Origin of the sequence: Aeromonas sp. 19NY04SH05-1 (genome assembly GCF_040581895.1) — a bacterium.
In the GTDB taxonomy this organism is placed as follows: domain Bacteria; phylum Pseudomonadota; class Gammaproteobacteria; order Enterobacterales; family Aeromonadaceae; genus Aeromonas; species Aeromonas enteropelogenes.
In genome coordinates this window covers 1,214,236-1,233,895 of record NZ_CP095328.1, presented here as the reverse complement: position 1 = coordinate 1,233,895, position 19,660 = coordinate 1,214,236, and the positions used below count along the sequence as shown (strand labels likewise).

Sequence of the window (19,660 nt, the reverse complement as noted above, 5' to 3'; positions counted from 1 at the left end):
ATGCGTATGCCGACCATTCTCAAGATTTTACTGGGCAACAAGAAGGCAGCCTTCGGCCTCGCCATCGTCGTCACCTTCGTACTGATGGCCATCTTTGCCCCCCTGCTGGCCAGCAACGAGCCGACCAAGCGGGTTGCACGCCCCCACCAGCCCCCCAGTGCCGAGTTCGTGATGGGCAGCACCCGCATGGGCCACGACATCTGGGCCCAGTTCACCAACGGGGCGCGCGTCTCCCTGATGGTGGGCTTTAGCGCGGGTCTCTTGGTCTGCGCCCTGGCGGTCGCCATCGGCATCACCGCCGGCTACTTCGGCGGCCTGGTGGACGAGTGCCTCACCTTCCTGATGAACGTGGTGCTGGTGATCCCCAACCTCCCCTTGCTACTGGTACTGGCGAGCTTTATCGGGGAGGCGTCACCGACGGTGATTGCCGTCATCATAGGATTAACCTCCTGGGCCTATGGCGCGCGGGTCATCCGGGCCCAGACCCTGGCCCTGCGGGAGAAAGAGTTCGTCATCGCCGCCGAAGTGCTGGGGGAGCCGGCCTGGCGCATCATCCTGGTGGAGATCCTGCCCAATCTCATCTCCATCATCGGGGTGAGCTTCATCGGCTCCATCATCTACGCCATCGTCACCGAGGCGACCCTGGAGTTCCTGGGTCTGGGCGACCCCACCGTGGTGAGCTGGGGCATCATGCTCTACAACGCCCAGACCTCGAGCGCCATCCTGATCGGCGCCTGGTGGGAGATCCTGGCCCCCTGCTTTGCCATCGCTACCCTGGGCGCGGGTCTGGCCATGCTCAACTTCGCCATCGATGAAATCGCCAACCCGCAGCTGCGCTCCCACAAAGGACTGAGCCGCTGGAAGAAACTCGCGGCCCCGGTCACCACGCCGGTTGCCACAACACAGGAGAAGACAGCATGAACCAGCAACCCCTGCTGTCGGTACGCAATCTCTGCGTCGACTACATCACCGAAAACGGCGACGTGCGCGCCGTCAACTCGGTGAGCTTCGATATCAAGCAGGGCGAGATCTTCGGTCTCGCCGGCGAGTCGGGCTGCGGCAAGTCCACCGTCGCCTTCTCGGTGGCCCGACTGCACAAGCCGCCCGCCTACATCAGTGGCGGCGAGATCCTGTTCAAGGGGGAGAACATCCTCCACTACGGTGACGAGCGGCTGCGCTCCTACCGCTGGCGCCAGGTCTCTGTGGTGTTCCAGTCCGCCATGAATGCGCTCAACCCGGTGCTGCGCATGGAGGAGCAGTTCTGCGACGTCTTGCTGGCCCACAACCGGGGCATGACCCGTTACGAAGCGATAAAACGCGCCCAGGAGCTGCTCACCATAGTCGACATCCACCCGAGCCGGCTCAAGGACTACCCGCACCAGTTCTCCGGCGGCATGCGCCAGCGACTGGTGATCGCCATCGCCATGGCCCTCAATCCCGAGCTGCTCATCATGGACGAGCCGACCACGGCGCTGGACGTGGTGGTGCAGCGGGAGATCCTGCAGAAGGTCTATGCGCTGAAAGAGAAGTTCAACTTCTCCATCCTCTTCATCACCCATGACCTCTCACTCATGGTCGAGTTCTGCGATCGCATCGGCATCATGTACGCCGGCGAGCTGGTAGAAGTGGCCCCGTCCAAGGCAATCCTGACCGCGCCGCTGCACCCCTATACCAAAGGGCTCGGCAACTCCTTCCCGCCCCTGCACGGGCCGAAGAAGGTGCTGGAGGGGATCCCGGGCACCCCGCTTAACCTGCTTGAGGTGCCAGTCGGTTGTCGCTTCCAGGCCCGTTGCAGCAAGGTGCACGACCGCTGCCGCCAGGAGTACACCCGGCTGGCCGAGATCCGTCCCGGTCAACAAACTGCCTGCCACCTCCATGAGGTGCAGGATGAACAACAAGAGCCCGTGTTCTATCTGGACAAGGCCGCTGGCTGTTAAGGATGTCTGTCATGCAAATCGCCAACACCGATGCCCCCATCATCGAAGTCCAGCACCTCTATAAGGACTTCCCCATCAACTCCAATGCCATCAAGAGTGGCAAGATGCGGGCCCTCTCCGACATCACCTTCAACCTGCACCGGGGCCGCGCCCTGGCAGTGGTGGGTGAATCGGGTTCCGGCAAGAGCACCATCGCCAAGATCATCGCCAAGATGTACAAGCTGAGCGCCGGTCGCATCCTCTATCGCGGCCGGGATCTGGAGGAGTTCAACAAGGGCACCGCCCTGCTCGACTATCGCCAGAGCGTCCAGATGGTATGGCAAGACCCGTTCGGTTCACTGAACCCGACCCACACCATCTACCACCACATCGCCCGTCCCCTGCTGCTGCACAGCAAGGTGATCGACAAAAAAGATCTGCCGGAGATGGTCTACACCCTGCTGGAAAAAGTGGGGCTGACCCCGGCCAAGGCGACGGCGGCCAAGTACCCGCACCAGCTCTCCGGCGGCCAGCGCCAGCGGGTCAACATCGCCCGCAACCTGGCGGTGGAGGCGGAAGTGGTGCTGGCGGACGAGCCCACCTCCATGCTCGACGTCTCCATTCGCATCGGCATTCTCAACCTGATGGAGCAGATGAAGAACGAGCTCGGCGTCTCCATGCTCTATATCACCCACGATATCGCCACCGCTCGCTACGTGGCCGAGGATCTGGCGGTGATGTATGTGGGCCACATGGTGGAGTGGGGTGAGGTGGACGAAATTTTGCACCACCCCCAGCACCCCTACACCCAGCTGCTCATCTCGGCGGTGCCGGATCCCGAGAAGAGCATCCACGCCGAGCTGGAGGGGGGTCGCAAGGGGGAGATCCCGCTCTGGACGCCGGAATCCTGCGGCTGCCCGTTCGCCGGGCGCTGCAACCAGGTCATGCCCCGCTGCAAGGAGAGCCTGCCCCCCATCACCCGGCTTGCCAGCAACCATTTTGTCCGCTGCTACCTGTACGAATGATGTGCCACCCTGGCCGGGCAGCCTTGCCCGGCCTGCCTCGATTCGGGGACTCTGGCCCTGGGCCATGCTTCCCCCCGACCGCAGAACCTTTGGAGTAAACCTTGATGGAACTTTTGATCAATCAGGTGGGTTACGACTGCGACGCCCAGAAGATCGCCCTGCTGCAAACCAGCTCTCCTCACGATCTTGGCGGCTATGTCCGGCTGCAGCGCCTCAATGATGGCCAGACTCTGTTTGAAACCCCGTTGCAACCGGCCGGTCGGGTGGATGGGTGGCAGGGGCGGACCTACTGGAAAGCTGATTTCTCCCCCTGCAAGGAGCCCGGTCACTACCGGCTGGAGGCGATCACCGCCCAGGGCATAGTACGCTCCGCCCGCTTTGCCATCGGCCCCGATCTGCTGGCGAGCCGTTGCCTCTCCGATGTCATTCACTATTTCAAGGGACAGCGCGCCAGCGGCACCTTCGATCGGGCCGACCGCAACGCCCGCCTGTTTGGTACTGACAAGCGCCGGGATGTGCACGGCGGCTGGTTCGACGCCAGCGGTGACATGAGCAAGTATCTGAGCCACCTCTCCTACGCCAACTACCTCAATCCCCAGCAGACCCCCATGGTAGTGTGGGCCCTGCTCAAGTGCCGCGAGCTGCTGGCGACACGTCGCGACATCGACGGCATCAACCTGTGCAAGCGACTCAATGACGAGGCGCTGCACGGCGCCGATTTCCTCTGCCGCATGCAGGACGAGAACGGCTTTTTCTACATGACCCTGTTCGACAAGTGGAGCAAGGATCCCGAGCAGCGGGAACTGTGTGCCTACGCCACCCAGCAGGGGATCAAATCCGCCGACTGGCAGGCGGGCTTTCGTCAGGGCGGGGGCATGGCCATCGCCGCCCTAGCCCGGGCCGCGCGCGAGAGCATCAGCGGCGATATCGATGCAAGCGGCTATGCCGAGGCGGCGCGGCGCGGCTACCTGCACCTGCGCGAGCACAACCACGCCTATCTGGACGATGGCTGCGAGAACATCATCGACGACTACTGCGCCCTGCTGGCGGCGGTCGAGCTGACCAAAACGCTGGGGCCCGAGTGGCTCGGCGAGGCGCGGGATCGGGCCGGCAAGCTGTGCGCCCGCCAGCACTGCCACCCGGATCTCGGCCACTACTGGTCCGCCAACCAGGATGGCTCGCGTCCCTACTACCACGCCGCCGAGGCGGGCCTGCCGGTGCTGGCGCTGCTTGAATACCTGGGGGTAGAACCGGATCGGGAGCGCAAGGCCGCTGTGCAGAGCGTGATCGAGCAGGCACTGGCCGCCGAGCTGGCGCTGTGCGCCCAGGCGGGCAACCCCTTCTCCCTCGCTCGCCAGTATGTGAAAGGGGTTGGCGAAGTGCCGCGTATCAGCTTCTTTATGCCCCACCACAACGAATCCGGTTACTGGTGGCAGGGGGAGAACGCCCGACTGGCCTCTCTAGCCACCATGGCCTTTGCCGCCGCCACCCAGTTGCCTCGCCAGCGCAAGCTCCTGCTCAATTTCGGTCAGCACCAGCTCGACTGGATCCTGGGACAAAACCCCTTCAATGCCTGCATGCTGGCGGGCCACGGCATCAACAACCCGAGCTACACCGCAGGCTACCCCAATGCGCAGGGCGGGATCTGCAACGGCATCACCGCCGGCTTCGACGACGAGGCTGACGTCGCCTTTATTCCGCAAGAGTACAAGGAGCGGCTCGATCAAAACTGGCGCTGGGGCGAGCAGTGGATCCCCCACGCCGCCTGGTTCGCCTTGGCCATCACTTGGCAAAGCGTGCAGGGAGGCCACCATGATTGAGCTCGGCTCGAACATCATTGGCACAGGGGAGAGCCGTGGATCCTCCATACAGCCAGCCTGGTTTGCCCTGGCCATCACTTGGCAGAGCGTGCAGGGAGGCCACCATGATTGAGCTCGGCTCAAGCATCATTGGTACTGGGGAGAGCCGTGGATTCTCCATACAGCCAGCCTGGTTCGCCCTAGCCATCACTTGGCAGAGCGTGCTGGGAGGTCACCATGATTGAGTACTGGGTCGGGGTAGATGGCGGTGGCACCCACACCCGCGCTCGTATTCGCAACCGGGCGGGCAAACTCCTGGGCGAGGGACGGGCCGCCGGCTCCAATCTGGAGCTCGGCATCCTGCATGCCCACGCCAACGTACTGGCAGCCATCGCCAGCGCCCGGCAGACGGCCGGACTTGGCCCCGAGTGCGAACAGCAGATGGGAGTGGGCCTCGCGCTCGCCTCCGCCGAGCTGGCGGATTGCTATCACGCCATGCTGGCCATGCCCTTTCCCTTTGCCAGCGTCAAGCTGACTTCCGATGCCTTCGGCGCCTGTCTCGGTGCCTTCGGCGGCCAGGAGGGGGCCATCCTCATCGCCGGCACCGGCTCGGCCGGCCTCATTTATCAGGGCAGGCAGATCCGCACCTGTTCGGGGCGGGGTTTTCCCATCTCGGATCTCGGCAGCGGTGCCTGGCTGGGGCTGCGTGCCCTCCAGCAATCCTTGCTCTGCCACGACGGCATTCTGCCCCCCAGCACCCTGGCGGTGCGACTGATGGATCACTTCAAGCGGGATCAGGCCCAGGTGGTGCGCTGGGCGGCTCGCGCCATCCCGGCCGAATATGGCCACTTCGCCCCCTGGGTATTTGATGCCGCCAGCGATGGCGACGAGCTCGCCTGCCAGCTGCTTGACGAAACCTGTACCCAGCTGGCGCAGCTGCTGGATGGCATGCAGCAGCTTGGCGCGCACCGGATCGCCCTGCTTGGTGGCATCGGCATGCGTCTCGCCCCCCGCCTCGCCCGTTTCAACCTTGCGACCCCCAAGGCCGATGCCCTTGACGGCGCCATCCTGTTTGCCCAATCGGAGGAATATCCATGTCTACACCCCTGATCCACACCCAGGTCGTCCGACGTGATGGCGAAGATGTCTGGTTCCAGTTCAATCTGTCTCACTTGCCAGACGCCCAGTGGAAGCTCCACTTCTGCCTGGCACGTCACATCGACCCCGCGTCGGTACAGGGGGGCCGGCTTGAGCGCCAGAGCGGCAGTTACAAGGTGCTGGCGCCCCAAGGGGGCAACAGCGAGCTGACTTTTTGCTGCCGCAATACCCCCATCAAGCGGCTCTCCGACATGCCGCAGGGATTTTTCCTGAGCCTGCCGGAGGCCGCCACGGGCGCCAGCCTGCAGCCTGTCACCCTGGCCGGGCAGGATATTGCGCTGGATGCCCCCGCCGTCAGTGAACCCGACCTGCCACCGGTGGAGCCCCTGTGCGGCATAGTACCGCAACCGGCCCAGCTCGCCCTGCTGGAGGGGAATTTCAGGCTGGCGGAGCGTGCCCACGTCAGCGGACCGGGCAACCTGAGCGCCCTGCTGGCCCACTTCAACGAGCTCACCGGGCTGGCCCTGGATCAGGATCACGATGCCGGGATCCGCCTCATCGAGGCCCCCCTCCCCCCCGAGGCCTATCATCTGGCCATCACGCCAGAGGAGATAGTGATCAGTGCAGCGGGTGAGGCGGGCTGGCGTCACGGTCTGGTCAGCCTGGCCCAGTGGTACCTGCAACACGGGGAGAGCCTGCCCTGCGTCAAGCTGGAGGATGCCCCCCGTTTTGGCTTTCGCGGCATCTTTCTCGACTGCGCCCGCCACTTTCACAGCACCGCGACCATCAAGCGTCTGCTCAAGCTGATGAGTCTCTACAAGTTCAACCGCTTCCACTGGCATCTCACCGATGACGAGGGGTGGCGCCTCGAGATCAAGGCCTTCCCGGCGCTCACCGAACAGGGTGCCTGGCGGGGCCATGGGCTGGCGGTGGATCCCCAGTTGAGCGGCGGCCCCGAACCTTACGGTGGCTACTACACCCAGAGCGAAGTGCGCGAACTGGTGGCCTACGGCGCCGGGCTCGGCATCACCATCATCCCGGAGATCGACATTCCGGGTCACTGCCATGCGGCCATCAAGGCACTGCCCGAGTTGCTGACTGAGGAAGAGGATCGCTCCCGCTACCTGTCGGTACAGCATTTCGACGACAACGTGCTCAACCCGGCGCTGCCGGGTACCTACCAGTTCCTGGAGACGGTGATCGACGAGGTGTGCGAGCTGTTCCCGGGCCCTCAGGTACACATGGGCGGAGACGAGGTGCCAACCGGCGTCTGGACCGACAGCCCGGCCTGCCAGCGACTGATGGCACAACAGGGATACCAGGAGTGCCGCGAGCTGCAGGGCCATTTGCTGCGCCACTGCCAGCGCTATCTGGCCGGCAAGGGCAAGCAGATGCTGGGTTGGGAGGAGATACTGCATGGCGACAAGGTGAGCCGGGATGCCGCCGTGTTCGCCTGGACCAGCTTCCAGGCAGGGCTCGATGCCGCCACCGCCGGTTATCCGGTGGTCATGGCGCCGGCCCAGTATCTCTATCTCGATCTGGCCTGGAGCCAGGACATTCACGAGCCTGGCCTCTACTGGGCGGGCACCCTTAATCTGGAGCAGGTCTACGCATGCGACCCGGCTCCGGCAGATTTCCATGCCAACGATAACATCCTCGGGGTATTGAGCCCCCTGTGGTCAGAATTGATCACCTCCCGTGATCGTCTCGACTACATGCTGTTTCCGCGCATGCTGGCGACTGCCGAAGTGGCCTGGAGCAATCCGGCCCACAAGGCATGGGATCATTTCGCTGCCCGTCTGCCGGGACAGTTGCAGATCCTCGACCAGCAGCAGGTGCGCTACAGGATGCCACAGAGGTAATGTTGTCTCTTTTTGGGCGGCCTGCTGGCCGCCTTTTTTTATAAACCACCAACAAAAATACAACTTTCCTCTACCTTTTCTCACCATATCCTGACAAAATTCGGCGCCCAACGAAACCACCCTACCCTTCATATGGAAAAGAAGCACTCCGGGTCGGATATGCCACACTTAAAAAACTTCATTATCAATAACAAAAGGGGTGCATGATCATGACTCACCGAGAGATCCACACAGTGGATAGCGAAGTGGACGTTCCTGCCGATGTGCAGCTCGTCTCCACGACTGATCTTCGCGGCGTGATCACCTACGCCAACCCCGCTTTTTGCGAGATCGCCGGCTACAGCAGCGAAGAGTTGCTGGGCCAGAATCACAATATGGTGCGTCATCCCGATATGCCCAAGGTGGCGTTTGCCGATCTGTGGTTGCGTCTCAAGGAGGGCAAACCCTGGCGCGGCATGGTGAAAAATCGCTGCAAGGATGGCCGCTACTACTGGGTCGACGCCTATGTCACTCCCATCTACGAAGGGGATCAGATCTGCGGCTACCAGTCGGTACGCACCCGGCCGGATCCCCGTCACAAGGAGATTGCCACCCTCACCTATCGCAACCTGCTCAGAAGCGAACAGGGTCATGCCAAATTGAACGTCCCGCTGACCAAGGTGCGTCATCTGCTGGTGCCCGCCCTGCTGCTGGCCATCCTGGCGGCGGCCGTCCACTGGCAGGGCTGGCTGGGTGCTTTGTGGATGTTGTTGCCCCTGCTGCTCCTCTCCGTCGCCTACTGGCGCGAGCTGTTCGCCCTGCCCCGCTACCTGCGTCAGCTGGAGCACGAATATGACAGCCTGACCCGGCTCATCTATTCGGGGGACAAACCCGGCGCCATCGCCGACTTCCACCTCAAGATGTGGCAGGCCCGCATCCGGACCGTGCTGGGGCGGGTCAATGATGCCACCCATCCGCTGCAAACCCTGGCAACCAACCTGCAACAGGCCTCCCACCAGGCCTATCACGACATTACGGAGCAGGATGCCCAGACCCAGCAGATGGCCACCGCCATGACCGAGATGGCCAGCACAGCCCAAGAGATCGCCCGCAACATCCAGGATACCAATCAGCAGGTGAGCGAGGCCCGCAACCACTGCATGGATACCGATCGACAGCTCGGCCAGACCGAACAGCAGATAGAACAGCTCACTCGCCAGGCCGAGCAGGCCTTCCACTCCGCCGTGGAGCTGGCCAGCGAGTCTGAGCGGATCGGTACCGTGATGGTGGAGATCCAGGGCATCGCCGATCAGACCAATCTGCTGGCCCTCAACGCCGCCATCGAGGCGGCACGCGCCGGCGAGCAGGGGCGCGGGTTTGCGGTGGTTGCCGACGAGGTACGCACCCTCTCGACCCGCACTCACAAGGCGACCGAGCAGATCCAGGGCAGCATCACCCAGATCCAGCAAACCCTGGGACAGTGGAAAGTCATGATGCAGAGCAATCTGGAACAGACCCGGCGCTGTGCCGAAATGACCCGCCAGGGCTCCAGCAGCCTGCACGACGTACTTGATGAAATTGAGCAGGTATCGGAGTTTTCGGCCCAGATCGCCGCCGCCGCCGAGCAGCAGCAGGCGGTGGCGGAAGATATCAGCCGCAGCATCAACCAGATCTCCCAGTACTCCCGGGCCAATAGCGAGCAGATCCAGTGCGTGGACGCATCGAGCCAGCAACTGCTGGAACGGGCCAAGCAGCTCAAGCGGATCAGCCAGACCTTTGGTTGAGCGGCTTGTCAGGCAAGCAGCAGAAGCGCCACAATGGCGCTTCTGCTTTTTTGGAACCTGACACCATGTCCATGACCGCCACTTTGCCTACCAACAAGGTCGCCCGTATCGAGGCCATCATCGCCCTGATCCCGCCGGGAAAGGTGGCGAGCTACGGTCAGGTCGCCGATCTGGCCGGCCTGCCAGGGCGCGCCAGGTTGGTGGGCAAGGTGCTGCGGGAAACCGACAAGGTGTTGCCCTGGCACAGGGTGATAGGGGCCGGCGGCACCATTTCGCTGCCAAAAGGATCTAACGGATTTGCAGAGCAGACCGGGCGCCTGCAAGAGGAGGGAGTCGTGGTGATAGGCGGGCGAGTCAGGATGCGGGAGTGGCAGTGGCAGCCCGATCTCGCCGAGCTGCTCTTTCTGTTACCGTTTTGACGAGACGACGGGGCGACACTACTCCAGCAGGGCCAGGATGGCATCGCTGCGCACCTGCACCGGAATGGTTTCATCCTCGCGCTGCACCAGCACCAGCAGGCTCTGCCTGTCCACTTCCAGCACATAAGCTGTCCCTTCCCGGGTCAGATAATTCATGCCCGGACGGATCTCGCTAATCTCCATCACAACCTCCTTGTTCCAACGCTGCACTCCTTGCAGCCGGCTCTCAGTATATCGCCTCCAATAAACAAAGAGGCCCCGTATCGGGGCCTCTTGCTCATCAGGCTTTCTTAGCTTTTGGCAAGCTCTGTTGCCAGGTGCCGTTGTCGTAGTGGGCGGTCCAGCCTGTCGCCTTGCCGTTGACCTCGCTCATCACGTACTGCTCCTTGGTCTTGCGACTGAAGCGCACGATAGCGGGGTTGCCGTCCGGGTCGGTCTGCGGTGCTTCAGCCAGGTACTTGTGCTTGGCCGAGATGCGATCCTTGAAGCGCTTGAGCTCTTCCACCAAGGGCGCGCGGGTTTCGCGGGATTTGGGGAAGTTGCTGGCCGCCAGGAACAGACCGGCCGCCCCGTCACGCAGCACGAAGTGGGCGTCGGACTGGGTGCATTTCAGCTCGGGCAGCGGCACCGGATCCTCTTTCGGCGGTGCGATATCGCCATTTTTCAGGATCTTGCGAGTATTCTTGCAGGTCTCGTTGGTGCAGCCCATGTACTTGCCAAAGCGGCCGTTCTTGAGCTGCATCTCGGAACCACAGCGATCACACTCGATGCTCGGCCCTTCATAGCCCTTGAGCTTGAACTGGCCCTTCTCTATTTCGTAGCCGTCGCAATCCGGGTTACGGCCACAGACGTGCAGCTTGCGGCTGTCGTCGATGATGTAGGCATCCATGGCAGTGCCGCAAACGCCGCAGCGGTGCTTGGCGCGCAGGGCATCGGTTTCGGCCTCGTCACCATCGGTAGCGGAGACGAACTCGTCGGCGGAGACCAAGTTGATGGTCTTCTTGCAGCGCTCTTTGGGCGGCAGGGCATAACCGGAGCAGCCGAGGAAGACGCCGGTGGTGGCGGTGCGAATGCCCATCTTGCGACCGCAATCCGGGCAATCGATGTCGGTCAGCACCATCTGGTTGGCACGCATGCCCCCCTCTTCCGGTGCCTTGTCAGCCTGCGCCAGCTCCTGGGTAAATTCGGCGTAGAAGGCATCCAGCACCTTCTTCCACTCCAGGCTCCCTTCGGCGATGCCATCGAGCTTGTCTTCCATCTTGGCAGTGAACTCGTAGTTCATCAGCTCGACGAAGTTCTCAACCAGACGGTCGGTGACGATTTCCCCCATCTTCTCGGCGAAGAAACGGCGGCTCTCGACCCGCACATAACCGCGATCGACGATGGTGGAGATGATGGAAGCGTAAGTGGAAGGACGGCCGATGCCGCGCTTCTCCAGCTCGCGCACCAGCGCCGCTTCGGTAAAGCGCGCGGGCGGCTTGGTGAAGTGCTGGCGCGGATCCAGCTTGACCAGTTTCAGCACCTCGCCCACGGTTACCGCCGGCAGCTGGCTGTCTTCACCCTTGCGGCCCATGGGGGGCAGTGCCTTGGTCCAACCGGCGAAGCGCAGGGTGCGACCACGGGCCTTGAGCTCGAACTCGCCCGCCTTGACGGTCAGGGTCGAGGAGTCGTACTGGGCCGGTGTCATCTGGCAGGCCACAAACTGGCGCCAGATGAGGTCGTAGAGGCGCATGGCGTCCGGCTCCATCCCTTCCAGCATCTCGGCAGTCACCTGCACGCTGGAGGGACGGATCGCCTCGTGGGCTTCCTGGGCATTGGCCTTGGCGCCGTACAGATTCGGCTCGGCCGGCAGATAGGCTGCGCCATACTGCTCGCCGATGTATTCACGCACCGCGTCGACCGCCTCTTTGCTGAGGTTGGTGGAGTCAGTACGCATATAGGTGATGTAACCCGCCTCATAGAGACGCTGGGCCATCATCATGGTCTTCTTCACCCCGAAGCTCAGACGGGTGGAGGCCGCCTGCTGCAGGGTGGAGGTGATGAAGGGAGCGGACGGCTTGGAGCCGGTCGGCTTGTCTTCCCGGTTCACCACCTTGTAGTCGACCCCTTCCAGGGCGGCCACGGCGGCGAAGGTCTCGGCCTGGGTCACCGGCTTGAAGTCGGCGCCATTGCGGCTGACCACTTCCATCCGTAGATCGGCTTTATCACCGGTCAGCAGATCGGCGTTCAGATCCCAGAATTCGACCGGTACGAAGGCCTTGATCTCGCGCTCTTTATCGACAATGAGACGCACCGCGACCGACTGCACCCGGCCGGCGGAGAGGCCGCGGGCAAGCTTCTTCCACAAGAGCGGAGAGACCATGTAACCCACTACCCGGTCGAGGAAACGACGGGCCTGCTGGGCGTTGACGCGATCGATGTTGAGCTCGGACGGCTGGGCAAAGGCCTCCTGGATGGCGCTCTTGGTGATCTCGTTGAACACCACGCGCTTGTAGCGGCTGTCATCGCCACCGATGATCTCGCGCAGGTGCCAGGCGATCGCTTCCCCCTCTCTATCCAAGTCGGTTGCGAGATAGATGGTGTCGGCTTTCTCGGCCAGACTCTGCAACTCGCTGACCACCTTCTCCTTGCCGGGCAAAATCTGGTAGTTGGCCTGCCAGCCCGCGGTCGGATTGATACCCATACGGGCGAACAGGGCCTTGCGCTCCTTGGCCGCCTTCTCGGATTCACTCAACTTGATGCCGCGAATGACAGGTTTCTTGGGCTCGGTGCTGGCACTGCCGCTGGTAGGCAGATCGCGAACATGACCGACGCTGGATTTCACCACGTAGTCCTTGCCCAGATATTTGTTGATCGTCTTGGCCTTGGCCGGAGACTCCACTATGACCAGTGATTTGCCCATGCTGTAACTATTATCCTCATTGCACCCGACGGGGTTGGTGTGCGGTTTTGTGGGGCTGTATAAGAGATTTGACGAGAAAAAGCAATCTTGTGAACAAATTTGCCAGACCAGCCCGAACTACCATGCTTCTTTATTTATTAATGCGAAGGGTGCGGGCCAGACGCAACCGCTTTTTCAATTTTCTGCCATACCGCTCCTCTTTTTATATCTGAAACGACATAAAAACAGAGGATGGTTATCGGGTTGTTACAAAAACATAAAATCTCTTTATAATGGCCCCACCCCGACGCATTGCGCGCGGAAGGAACCGCTACCCATCATAAAAATCGAAAGGATGTACTCAATGAAGCACTTCGAGGTCAATTTCGACGGTCTGGTCGGCCCGACCCACAACTACGCCGGCCTCTCCTACGGCAACGTCGCCTCCCAAAGCAATGCCCAGGAAGCCTCCAATCCCAAGGAGGCGGCCAAGCAAGGGCTGCGCAAGATGAAGGCATTGACCGAACTTGGCATGACCCAGGGGGTGCTGGCCCCGCAGGAGCGGCCGGATCTCGCCACCCTGCGCCGCCTAGGTTTTACCGGCAACGATGCCAGAGTGCTGGAACAGGCTGCCAAACAGGCCCCTGCCGTACTGGCGGCCTGCTATTCGGCCTCCAGCATGTGGACGGCCAACGCCGCCACCGTATCACCGAGTGCCGACACCCAGGATGGCCGCATCCACTTCACCCCTGCCAACCTGACCAACAAATTCCACCGTTCCCTGGAGCCCGAGGTTACCGGCCGGATCCTGCGCGCCGTGTTCAACAACGAGCGCCACTTCAGCCACCACCTCCACCTGCCGGAAAACGATCACTTCGGCGATGAAGGGGCCGCCAACCACACCCGGTTGTGCCGCGCCTATGGCGAGGCGGGGGTCGAGCTGTTCGTCTACGGTCGCAGCGCCTTTGATCTCTCCCACCCCGCGCCCAAGCGCTACCCGGCCCGTCAGACCCTGGAAGCGAGCCAGGCCATCGCCCGCCTCCATGGCCTTGGTGACGAGAGCGTGGTGTTCATCCAGCAAAACCCGGATGTGATCGATCAGGGGGTGTTCCACAACGACGTGATCGCGGTGGGCAACCAGAACGTGCTCTTCTTCCACCAGCAGGCGTTCCTCAATACCGAATCGGCGCTGGCCGAGGTGCGCACCAAGTTTGGCGAGGGAGAGCTGCACTTCATCGAGGTGCCGACTGCGGAAGTTTCGGTTCTGGATGCGGTTAAATCCTATCTGTTCAACACCCAGATCCTGACCCTGCCCTCGGGTGAAATGGCCATCATCGCTCCCACCGAGTGTCGCGACAACCCGGCGGTGTCAGTCTATCTGGACAAGCTGCTGACCCAGGGCACCCCGATCAAGCAGGTGCACTACATGGATGTGAAGCAGAGCATGCGCAACGGCGGCGGACCCGCCTGCCTGCGACTGCGGGTCGCCATGAATGACGAGGAACTGGCCGCCGTCAATCCGGCCTGTCTCATCAACGATACCCAGTTCGCCCGTCTGGACGCCTGGGTGGAGCGTCACTATCGCGATCGCCTGACCCTGGACGATCTGCGGGATCCGGCCCTGGTGCTGGAGTCCCGCAATGCACTGGACGAGCTGACCCAGATCCTCAAACTCGGCTCCGTCTACCCGTTCCAGCGCTGAGCCTGCCTCGCAGCACAAGGCCGCCGATTAAGGGCGGCCTTGTTTTTTTATGCTGTTTTTCATTCCCGCAGAACAGGTAACCGATGCGCATTGTGCAGAAAAACAGCACACAACTTGCTGATAAGCATGAAATTTGAGCGGGATGTATCAAAAAATCGGCGAACAGTCACTTTTTACCGCCAGAAGGGTGCACAAGGGGTTCACAAAGCCCAAGGATCTGTTAGTATGCGCCTCGCACTTGGGGAGGGGTTCCCGAGCGGCCAAAGGGATCAGACTGTAAATCTGACGGCTCTGCCTTCGAAGGTTCGAATCCTTCTCCCTCCACCATTCAAGTGCAACAATCAGGAAAATACCCCGTGGAGGGGTTCCCGAGCGGCCAAAGGGATCAGACTGTAAATCTGACGGCTCTGCCTTCGAAGGTTCGAATCCTTCTCCCTCCACCATCTTCCTGAACAATTTGTGTAGTGCCCCTGTGGAGGGGTTCCCGAGCGGCCAAAGGGATCAGACTGTAAATCTGACGGCTCTGCCTTCGAAGGTTCGAATCCTTCTCCCTCCACCATCATTCAAGAAAACCCGGCCCTGCGCCGGGTTTTCGCCTTTTGGCTCCTCGCCTATCCTCTGCTTGCTGTCAGATCTGACACTTGTCAAAACCCTGGCTATTGCGCATCGTGGATACATCTTCATTGGAGTCTTCATATCATGTTTGAAGTCTGGGACCAGGATGGTCATGCCAACGGACTCACATTGCAGGCACTCAAGCTCAGGGTCAGCCGCTATCAGGGGGATCTGATGGTGCGTTACAGCAACAAGCTGGGGTTGCCTACCACCCTGTTCCTGACGGTGCATCAGGGGGTTGCCTACCAGCGCTTCAAGGCGGGCTCCCCGAAGCTGAACTGGGAATGGTTGGCCAAGGCCGGCAATGGCCGCGTCCCCCGCCACTTCATGAACAGCCACTTTCCCCGAGTGCACCTCGCTCACTGATCTGCCCCCAGGATCTATCCCCAGAACGCGGCAAGCATGCCAGCTCGCGCCTTCCCGGCGTCCCCTGCTAAATTGCATGATGACGTAGGGACGAGTACAATCTCGCACCCCGTGTATCCGGTGCCTCCCCTGTGAACGTGCAGCATGGAGACACCGCCGGGTCGTGGTGCATCGAGAAGCTGCTCGAGCCCCGCTCAACCCATACGACGCCATCAGGTGGCGCCGTCCTGATTTGCAATCAGATATAAGAGTCCGACATGTTTAAACCAGAATTGCTCTCCCCCGCAGGTTCCCTCAAGAACATGCGTTATGCCTACGCCTATGGCGCCGATGCCGTCTATGCCGGCCAGCCCCGCTACAGCCTGCGGGTACGCAACAACGAATTCGATCACGAGAACCTGCAGCTCGGCATCAACGAGGCCCATGCCCTCGGCAAGCAGTTCTACGTGGTGGCCAACATCCAGCCCCACAACTCCAAGCTCAAGACCTTCATCCGCGACATGCGCCCCGTGGTGGAGATGAACCCGGATGCGCTGATCATGTCCGACCCCGGTCTCATCATGATGATGCGTGAAGCCTTCCCGGACATGCCCATTCACCTCTCGGTGCAGGCCAACGCGGTCAACTGGGCCACGGTCAAGTTCTGGCATCAGATGGGCCTGACTCGTGCCATCCTCTCTCGCGAGCTGTCGCTGGACGAGATCGAGGAGATCCGCATGCAGGTGCCTGAGATGGAGCTCGAGGTGTTCGTCCACGGCGCCCTCTGCATGGCCTACTCCGGCCGCTGCCTGCTCTCGGGCTATATCAACAAGCGCGACCCCAACCAGGGCACCTGCACCAACTCCTGCCGCTGGGAGTACAAGGTGCACGAGGGCAAGGAAGACGAGGTGGGCCAGATCGTCCACCGCCAGGAGCCGATCGCCGTGCAGAAGGTTGATCCGACTCTGGGGATGGGCAAGCCGAGCGATGCGCTGGTGCTGCTGGAGGAGTCCAACCGCCCGGGCGAGTACATGAGCGCGTTCGAGGACGAGCACGGCACCTACATCATGAACTCCAAGGATCTGCGCGCCGTCGAGCACGTTGAGCGCCTGACCAGGATGGGCGTCCATTCGCTGAAAATCGAAGGCCGTACCAAGTCCTTCTACTACTGCGCGCGCACCGCCCAGGTCTATCGCAAGGCCATCGACGATGCGGTAGCTGGCCGGCCGTTTGACCGCAGCCTGATGGGCACCCTGGAAAACCTGGCCCACCGTGGCTACACCGAGGGCTTCCTGCGCCGTCACAACCACAGCGAATACCAGAACTACGACTACGGCTACTCCGTCTCCGACACCCAGCAGTTCGTCGGCGAGATCACCGGTCGCAACGGCGACATGGTGGAAGTCGAGGTGAAGAACAAGTTCCTGGTGGGCAACAGCCTGGAGCTGATGACCCCGCAGGGCAACCTCAGCTTCAATCTGGAGCAGATGCAGAACCGCAAGGGCGAGCTTATCGACACAGCGCCGGGCAACGGCCACGTGGTCTACGTGCCGGTACCGAAGGAAGTGGACGTGAACTACGGCATCCTGCTGCGCAACCTCGGCGAGCGCGAGGACACCCGTCAGCCCCACTCGGCCGCCTGAGATGTCCCTGCTCATCACCGACAAGTGCATCAACTGTGACATGTGCGATCCCGAGTGTCCGAACCAGGCCATCAGCCTGGGTGAGGAGATCTACGAGATCGACCCCAGTCGCTGCACCGAGTGCGTCGGTCACTACGAGAAGCCGACCTGCATCAGCGTCTGCCCTATCGACTGCATCATCTGGGATCCAGCTCATGTGGAAACCGAAGATCAGTTGATGGAGAAGTTCGTGCGGATGCACCGGCAGTAACGCCTTCATCAGCGTCTGCAATTCACGGACTGCATCATCCGGGACCCCGCCCATGTGGAGACCGAAGATCAGCTGATAGAAAAGTTTGTGCGGATGCACAGGCAATAGAATGCAACAAGGCCGGGGATATCCCGGCCTTGTTCATTGTGTCTTTCGGCTACTGCTCAGGACTTTCCAATCAGCTGCTGCAGCGCCAGCAGCTCGCGTTCAGCCTCCAGCAGGCGAAGCTGGGAGGCATCGAGCTTACCCTGCTTGTCGGCTACCCTGTCAGGTCTGCCGGCAACACGCGCCTGTTGCAATTCACTCAGATACGCATCCACCTCTTGCTGCATCTTTGCCACCCGTTGTTGCTGCTCCCGGTAAAGCCCTTCGTCGCTACAGTAGGCCTGAATATTGCGTTTTGCCCGCTCCAGCCCAGCTACTCTGTCGCCATTTTTTTGAGCTTTAGCCTCAACCAGTTGTTCATCGACCGCCTTCAAACGAGCCTTGCAGCCGACAGCCTGGCTGCCATAGGCCTGGCCCGCCAGCAACAGCAGGCTCGCACCTATCATCTTCCACATCAGGATCCACCCGGTTATATCTGCTTTTCGAGCTGCCCATAAAAACCTCGATCCGGGGCCGGGTCAAGACGACGGGAAACAGGTGCGACAGAAGTTGTACTGAGTCACGCCATCCCTCTCCCGTAGGTTCTACAATGTCGCTCTTTAAGAACTGGAGTCTGTTATGAAGCAAGATATTGTCGTAATCGCCAACGGTGCCCCCTACGGCAGTGAATCCCTGTTCAATGCCCTGCGACTGGTCATCGCCCTCAATGAACAGGGTGGCGCCACATTGAAACTGTTTCTGATGTCGGATGCGGTGAGCGCAGCCCTCGCGGGTCAGGCCCCGGCCGAGGGGTACAATCTGCGCCAGATGCTGGAGATCCTGCTGGCCCAGGGGGTGATTATACGGCTGTGCAAAACCTGTACCGATGCGCGCGGCATTACGGCGCTGCCGCTCATCGAAGGGATCGAGGTGGGCACCCTGCCGATGCTGGCCCAGTGGACGCTCGCCGCCGACAAGGTCCTTACTTTCTAATGCTCTGTTTTTAATTACTTTTTATCCTCCATCGACTCATAGTCCACACCATGGCCCTCATAGTTTGGGGGTCATTAAGGCCCCTTCTCATTCAACTGACTACAATATCAATTGCCATCACAGCTTTATCTGCACCGCATTCCCCGCCGGACGACGGCGTCGCCATGGACAGAGGACAACAATGAATCCAACCGAACAGACCCTGCTCGAACAGATGCGCATCACCGAATTCGAAATTGCCCATCGCAAAGCGCTGTTGCTGTTCACCGAACGGGATGCCAACCTGCTCGGCAGCTATCACGGCAATATAGAACCCCGTATCGATACCCTGGTGGATCAGTTCTACCAGCAACAAACTGCCATCACCGAGATTGCCCTGCTGATCGGCGACGCCGATACCCTGACCCGGCTGCGCACGGCCCAGCGCCGCTACATCCTCGACCTGTTCAGCGGCCTCTACGATCTGGAGTACGTCAACAACCGGCTGCGGATCGGACTGGTACACAAGCGGATAGGGGTGGAACCCAAGCTCTACCTTGCCGCCATCAACACCCTCAAGGCGCTGCTCATTGAAGACATCTTCGACCAGATAAGCGAAGAGGCGGATCGCGTCGCCATGCTGACCGCTCTCGACAAGTTGTTTCTGTTCGACATCACTCTGGTATTCGAGACCTATATCCGCAGCCTGGTATCGGAGATCGAATCCTCCAAGGAGAAATCGGACAACTACGCCAGACTACTGGAGGAGAAGGTGCGCGAGCGTACCCAGCAGCTGGAGGAGCTCAATCGCACCGATGCCTTGACCGGATTGCTCAATGTGCGCCATCTGCAGGAGCGCTTGCTACTGACCCTGCGCACCTGCCAGCGCCGGGCCGAGCCCGTGGCCATCGCCTATCTCGATATAGACAACTTCAAGCAAATCAATGACACGGAGGGGCACCAGCGGGGGGACGAGATCCTGCGGGTCGTGGGCAACTGCATTCGCAAAGTCTCTCGCACCGAAGACAGCTGTTTTCGCTATGGCGGGGACGAATTCTGCCTGATCCTGCCCAACTGCAGCGAATCACAGGCCCGCGACATCTACCTCAAGCGGCTCACCAAGACTCTCAAGGAACAGCTGGAAGACATCACCCTCAGCATCGGCATAGTGCAGACAGGTCCGGAGCGCTACGACGATGGCCTGAGTCTCATCCGCCTTGCCGACGAACGCATGTATGCCGCCAAGAAGGCGCTCAAGGAGGTCACCCCGGGCAACACCCACTGAT

17 protein-coding genes, 3 tRNA genes and 1 pseudogene are annotated in these 19,660 nt (G+C 61.2%); 18 read left to right on the top strand and 3 right to left on the bottom strand.

Translation table 11 applies throughout. The features are described from left to right. From MRK42_RS05840 to MRK42_RS05805, 8 genes are all read left to right on the top strand, one after another. Complete coding sequence (locus MRK42_RS05840; protein ID WP_338611920.1) at positions 1-921, top strand: ABC transporter permease; 921 nt, start codon at positions 1-3, stop codon at positions 919-921. Further along, positions 918-1,937 carry an ABC transporter ATP-binding protein gene (locus MRK42_RS05835; protein WP_338611919.1) on the top strand — a complete coding sequence of 340 codons (1,020 nt, stop codon included), beginning with the start codon at positions 918-920 and terminating at the stop codon, positions 1,935-1,937. Before MRK42_RS05840 ends, MRK42_RS05835 begins: the two co-directional genes overlap by 4 nt. A gap of 11 nt (positions 1,938-1,948) precedes the next feature. Continuing rightward, complete coding sequence (locus MRK42_RS05830; RefSeq protein WP_338611918.1) at positions 1,949-2,941, top strand: ABC transporter ATP-binding protein; 993 nt, start codon at positions 1,949-1,951, stop codon at positions 2,939-2,941. Positions 2,942-3,045: 104 nt separating this feature from the next. Next, entirely contained in the window at positions 3,046-4,761 is a 1,716-nt protein-coding gene (locus tag MRK42_RS05825; RefSeq protein ID WP_338611917.1) for a glycoside hydrolase family 9 protein, read from the top strand. 216 nt (positions 4,762-4,977) lie between these two features. Beyond that, positions 4,978-5,850 carry a BadF/BadG/BcrA/BcrD ATPase family protein gene (locus tag MRK42_RS05820; RefSeq protein WP_338611916.1) on the top strand — a complete coding sequence of 291 codons (873 nt, stop codon included), beginning with the start codon at positions 4,978-4,980 and terminating at the stop codon, positions 5,848-5,850. Further along, positions 5,835-7,700, top strand: coding sequence for a beta-N-acetylhexosaminidase (locus MRK42_RS05815; protein WP_338611915.1), 1,866 nt, complete (start codon positions 5,835-5,837; stop codon positions 7,698-7,700). Before MRK42_RS05820 ends, MRK42_RS05815 begins: the two co-directional genes overlap by 16 nt. 209 nt (positions 7,701-7,909) lie before the next feature. Further along, positions 7,910-9,463: a PAS domain-containing methyl-accepting chemotaxis protein gene (locus MRK42_RS05810; RefSeq protein ID WP_338611914.1), complete on the top strand. Its 1,554-nt coding sequence runs from the start codon at positions 7,910-7,912 to the stop codon at positions 9,461-9,463. A 65-nt stretch (positions 9,464-9,528) separates the two neighbouring features. Further along, entirely contained in the window at positions 9,529-9,882 is a 354-nt protein-coding gene (locus tag MRK42_RS05805; protein ID WP_338611913.1) for an MGMT family protein, read from the top strand. An 18-nt stretch (positions 9,883-9,900) separates the two neighbouring features. Here MRK42_RS05805 and MRK42_RS05800 read toward each other — a convergent pair whose 3' ends face one another. Beyond that, positions 9,901-10,065, bottom strand: a complete 165-nt coding sequence (locus MRK42_RS05800; RefSeq protein ID WP_167335334.1) for a hypothetical protein — start codon at positions 10,063-10,065, stop codon at positions 9,901-9,903. A 97-nt stretch (positions 10,066-10,162) separates the two neighbouring features. After that, positions 10,163-12,784, bottom strand: coding sequence for a type I DNA topoisomerase (gene topA, locus MRK42_RS05795; protein ID WP_061475589.1), 2,622 nt, complete (start codon positions 12,782-12,784; stop codon positions 10,163-10,165). A gap of 343 nt (positions 12,785-13,127) precedes the next feature. Between topA and astB the strand changes: the two genes are divergently transcribed. The 8 genes and pseudogenes from astB to MRK42_RS05755 all read left to right on the top strand — a co-directional run. After that, entirely contained in the window at positions 13,128-14,465 is a 1,338-nt protein-coding gene (gene astB, locus MRK42_RS05790; protein ID WP_338611912.1) for an N-succinylarginine dihydrolase, read from the top strand. A 242-nt stretch (positions 14,466-14,707) separates the two neighbouring features. Then, positions 14,708-14,792, top strand: a tRNA-Tyr gene (locus tag MRK42_RS05785). Positions 14,793-14,823: 31 nt separating this feature from the next. Further along, positions 14,824-14,908 (top strand) — tRNA-Tyr (locus MRK42_RS05780). Positions 14,909-14,939: 31 nt separating this feature from the next. Further along, positions 14,940-15,024 (top strand) — tRNA-Tyr (locus tag MRK42_RS05775). A 140-nt stretch (positions 15,025-15,164) separates the two neighbouring features. Further along, positions 15,165-15,446: a hypothetical protein gene (locus MRK42_RS05770; protein ID WP_042072218.1), complete on the top strand. Its 282-nt coding sequence runs from the start codon at positions 15,165-15,167 to the stop codon at positions 15,444-15,446. 257 nt (positions 15,447-15,703) lie between these two features. Beyond that, a complete protein-coding gene (yegQ, locus tag MRK42_RS05765; protein ID WP_338611911.1) occupies positions 15,704-17,068 on the top strand; it encodes a tRNA 5-hydroxyuridine modification protein YegQ in 1,365 nt (454 codons plus the stop codon). A 1-nt stretch (position 17,069) separates the two neighbouring features. Next, the gene (locus MRK42_RS05760) at positions 17,070-17,318 is read left to right on the top strand and encodes a YfhL family 4Fe-4S dicluster ferredoxin (RefSeq protein ID WP_017787727.1); all 249 of its coding nucleotides are present in this window, start codon (positions 17,070-17,072) and stop codon (positions 17,316-17,318) included. Between the two features lie 27 nt (positions 17,319-17,345). Continuing rightward, a pseudogene (locus MRK42_RS05755) lies at positions 17,346-17,426 on the top strand (ferredoxin); the annotation flags it as partial. A gap of 56 nt (positions 17,427-17,482) precedes the next feature. On the opposite strand, the gene MRK42_RS05750 reads toward MRK42_RS05755, so the two are convergent. After that, a complete protein-coding gene (locus tag MRK42_RS05750) occupies positions 17,483-17,878 on the bottom strand; it encodes a DUF1090 domain-containing protein (protein ID WP_042024771.1) in 396 nt (131 codons plus the stop codon). Positions 17,879-18,041: 163 nt separating this feature from the next. Between MRK42_RS05750 and MRK42_RS05745 the strand changes: the two genes are divergently transcribed. Together MRK42_RS05745 and MRK42_RS05740 are read left to right on the top strand one after the other, a co-directional pair. Next, entirely contained in the window at positions 18,042-18,395 is a 354-nt protein-coding gene (locus MRK42_RS05745; protein ID WP_338611910.1) for a DsrE/DsrF/TusD sulfur relay family protein, read from the top strand. Positions 18,396-18,576: 181 nt separating this feature from the next. Then, on the top strand, positions 18,577-19,659 hold the full coding sequence (locus MRK42_RS05740) for a diguanylate cyclase (RefSeq protein ID WP_338611909.1): 1,083 nt from the start codon (positions 18,577-18,579) through the stop codon (positions 19,657-19,659). The last annotated feature ends 1 nt before the right edge of the window (position 19,660 follow it).

Coding starts and splice junctions, on each gene's coding strand:
- MRK42_RS05840 (WP_338611920.1), top strand. CDS start 1: ATGCGTATGCCGACCATTCTCAAGATTTTACTGGGCAACAAGAAGGCA.
- MRK42_RS05835 (WP_338611919.1), top strand. CDS start 918: ATGAACCAGCAACCCCTGCTGTCGGTACGCAATCTCTGCGTCGACTAC.
- MRK42_RS05830 (WP_338611918.1), top strand. CDS start 1,949: ATGCAAATCGCCAACACCGATGCCCCCATCATCGAAGTCCAGCACCTC.
- MRK42_RS05825 (WP_338611917.1), top strand. CDS start 3,046: ATGGAACTTTTGATCAATCAGGTGGGTTACGACTGCGACGCCCAGAAG.
- MRK42_RS05820 (WP_338611916.1), top strand. CDS start 4,978: ATGATTGAGTACTGGGTCGGGGTAGATGGCGGTGGCACCCACACCCGC.
- MRK42_RS05815 (WP_338611915.1), top strand. CDS start 5,835: ATGTCTACACCCCTGATCCACACCCAGGTCGTCCGACGTGATGGCGAA.
- MRK42_RS05810 (WP_338611914.1), top strand. CDS start 7,910: ATGACTCACCGAGAGATCCACACAGTGGATAGCGAAGTGGACGTTCCT.
- MRK42_RS05805 (WP_338611913.1), top strand. CDS start 9,529: ATGTCCATGACCGCCACTTTGCCTACCAACAAGGTCGCCCGTATCGAG.
- MRK42_RS05800 (WP_167335334.1), bottom strand. CDS start 10,065: ATGGAGATTAGCGAGATCCGTCCGGGCATGAATTATCTGACCCGGGAA.
- topA (WP_061475589.1), bottom strand. CDS start 12,784: ATGGGCAAATCACTGGTCATAGTGGAGTCTCCGGCCAAGGCCAAGACG.
- astB (WP_338611912.1), top strand. CDS start 13,128: ATGAAGCACTTCGAGGTCAATTTCGACGGTCTGGTCGGCCCGACCCAC.
- MRK42_RS05770 (WP_042072218.1), top strand. CDS start 15,165: ATGTTTGAAGTCTGGGACCAGGATGGTCATGCCAACGGACTCACATTG.
- yegQ (WP_338611911.1), top strand. CDS start 15,704: ATGTTTAAACCAGAATTGCTCTCCCCCGCAGGTTCCCTCAAGAACATG.
- MRK42_RS05760 (WP_017787727.1), top strand. CDS start 17,070: ATGTCCCTGCTCATCACCGACAAGTGCATCAACTGTGACATGTGCGAT.
- MRK42_RS05750 (WP_042024771.1), bottom strand. CDS start 17,878: ATGTGGAAGATGATAGGTGCGAGCCTGCTGTTGCTGGCGGGCCAGGCC.
- MRK42_RS05745 (WP_338611910.1), top strand. CDS start 18,042: ATGAAGCAAGATATTGTCGTAATCGCCAACGGTGCCCCCTACGGCAGT.
- MRK42_RS05740 (WP_338611909.1), top strand. CDS start 18,577: ATGAATCCAACCGAACAGACCCTGCTCGAACAGATGCGCATCACCGAA.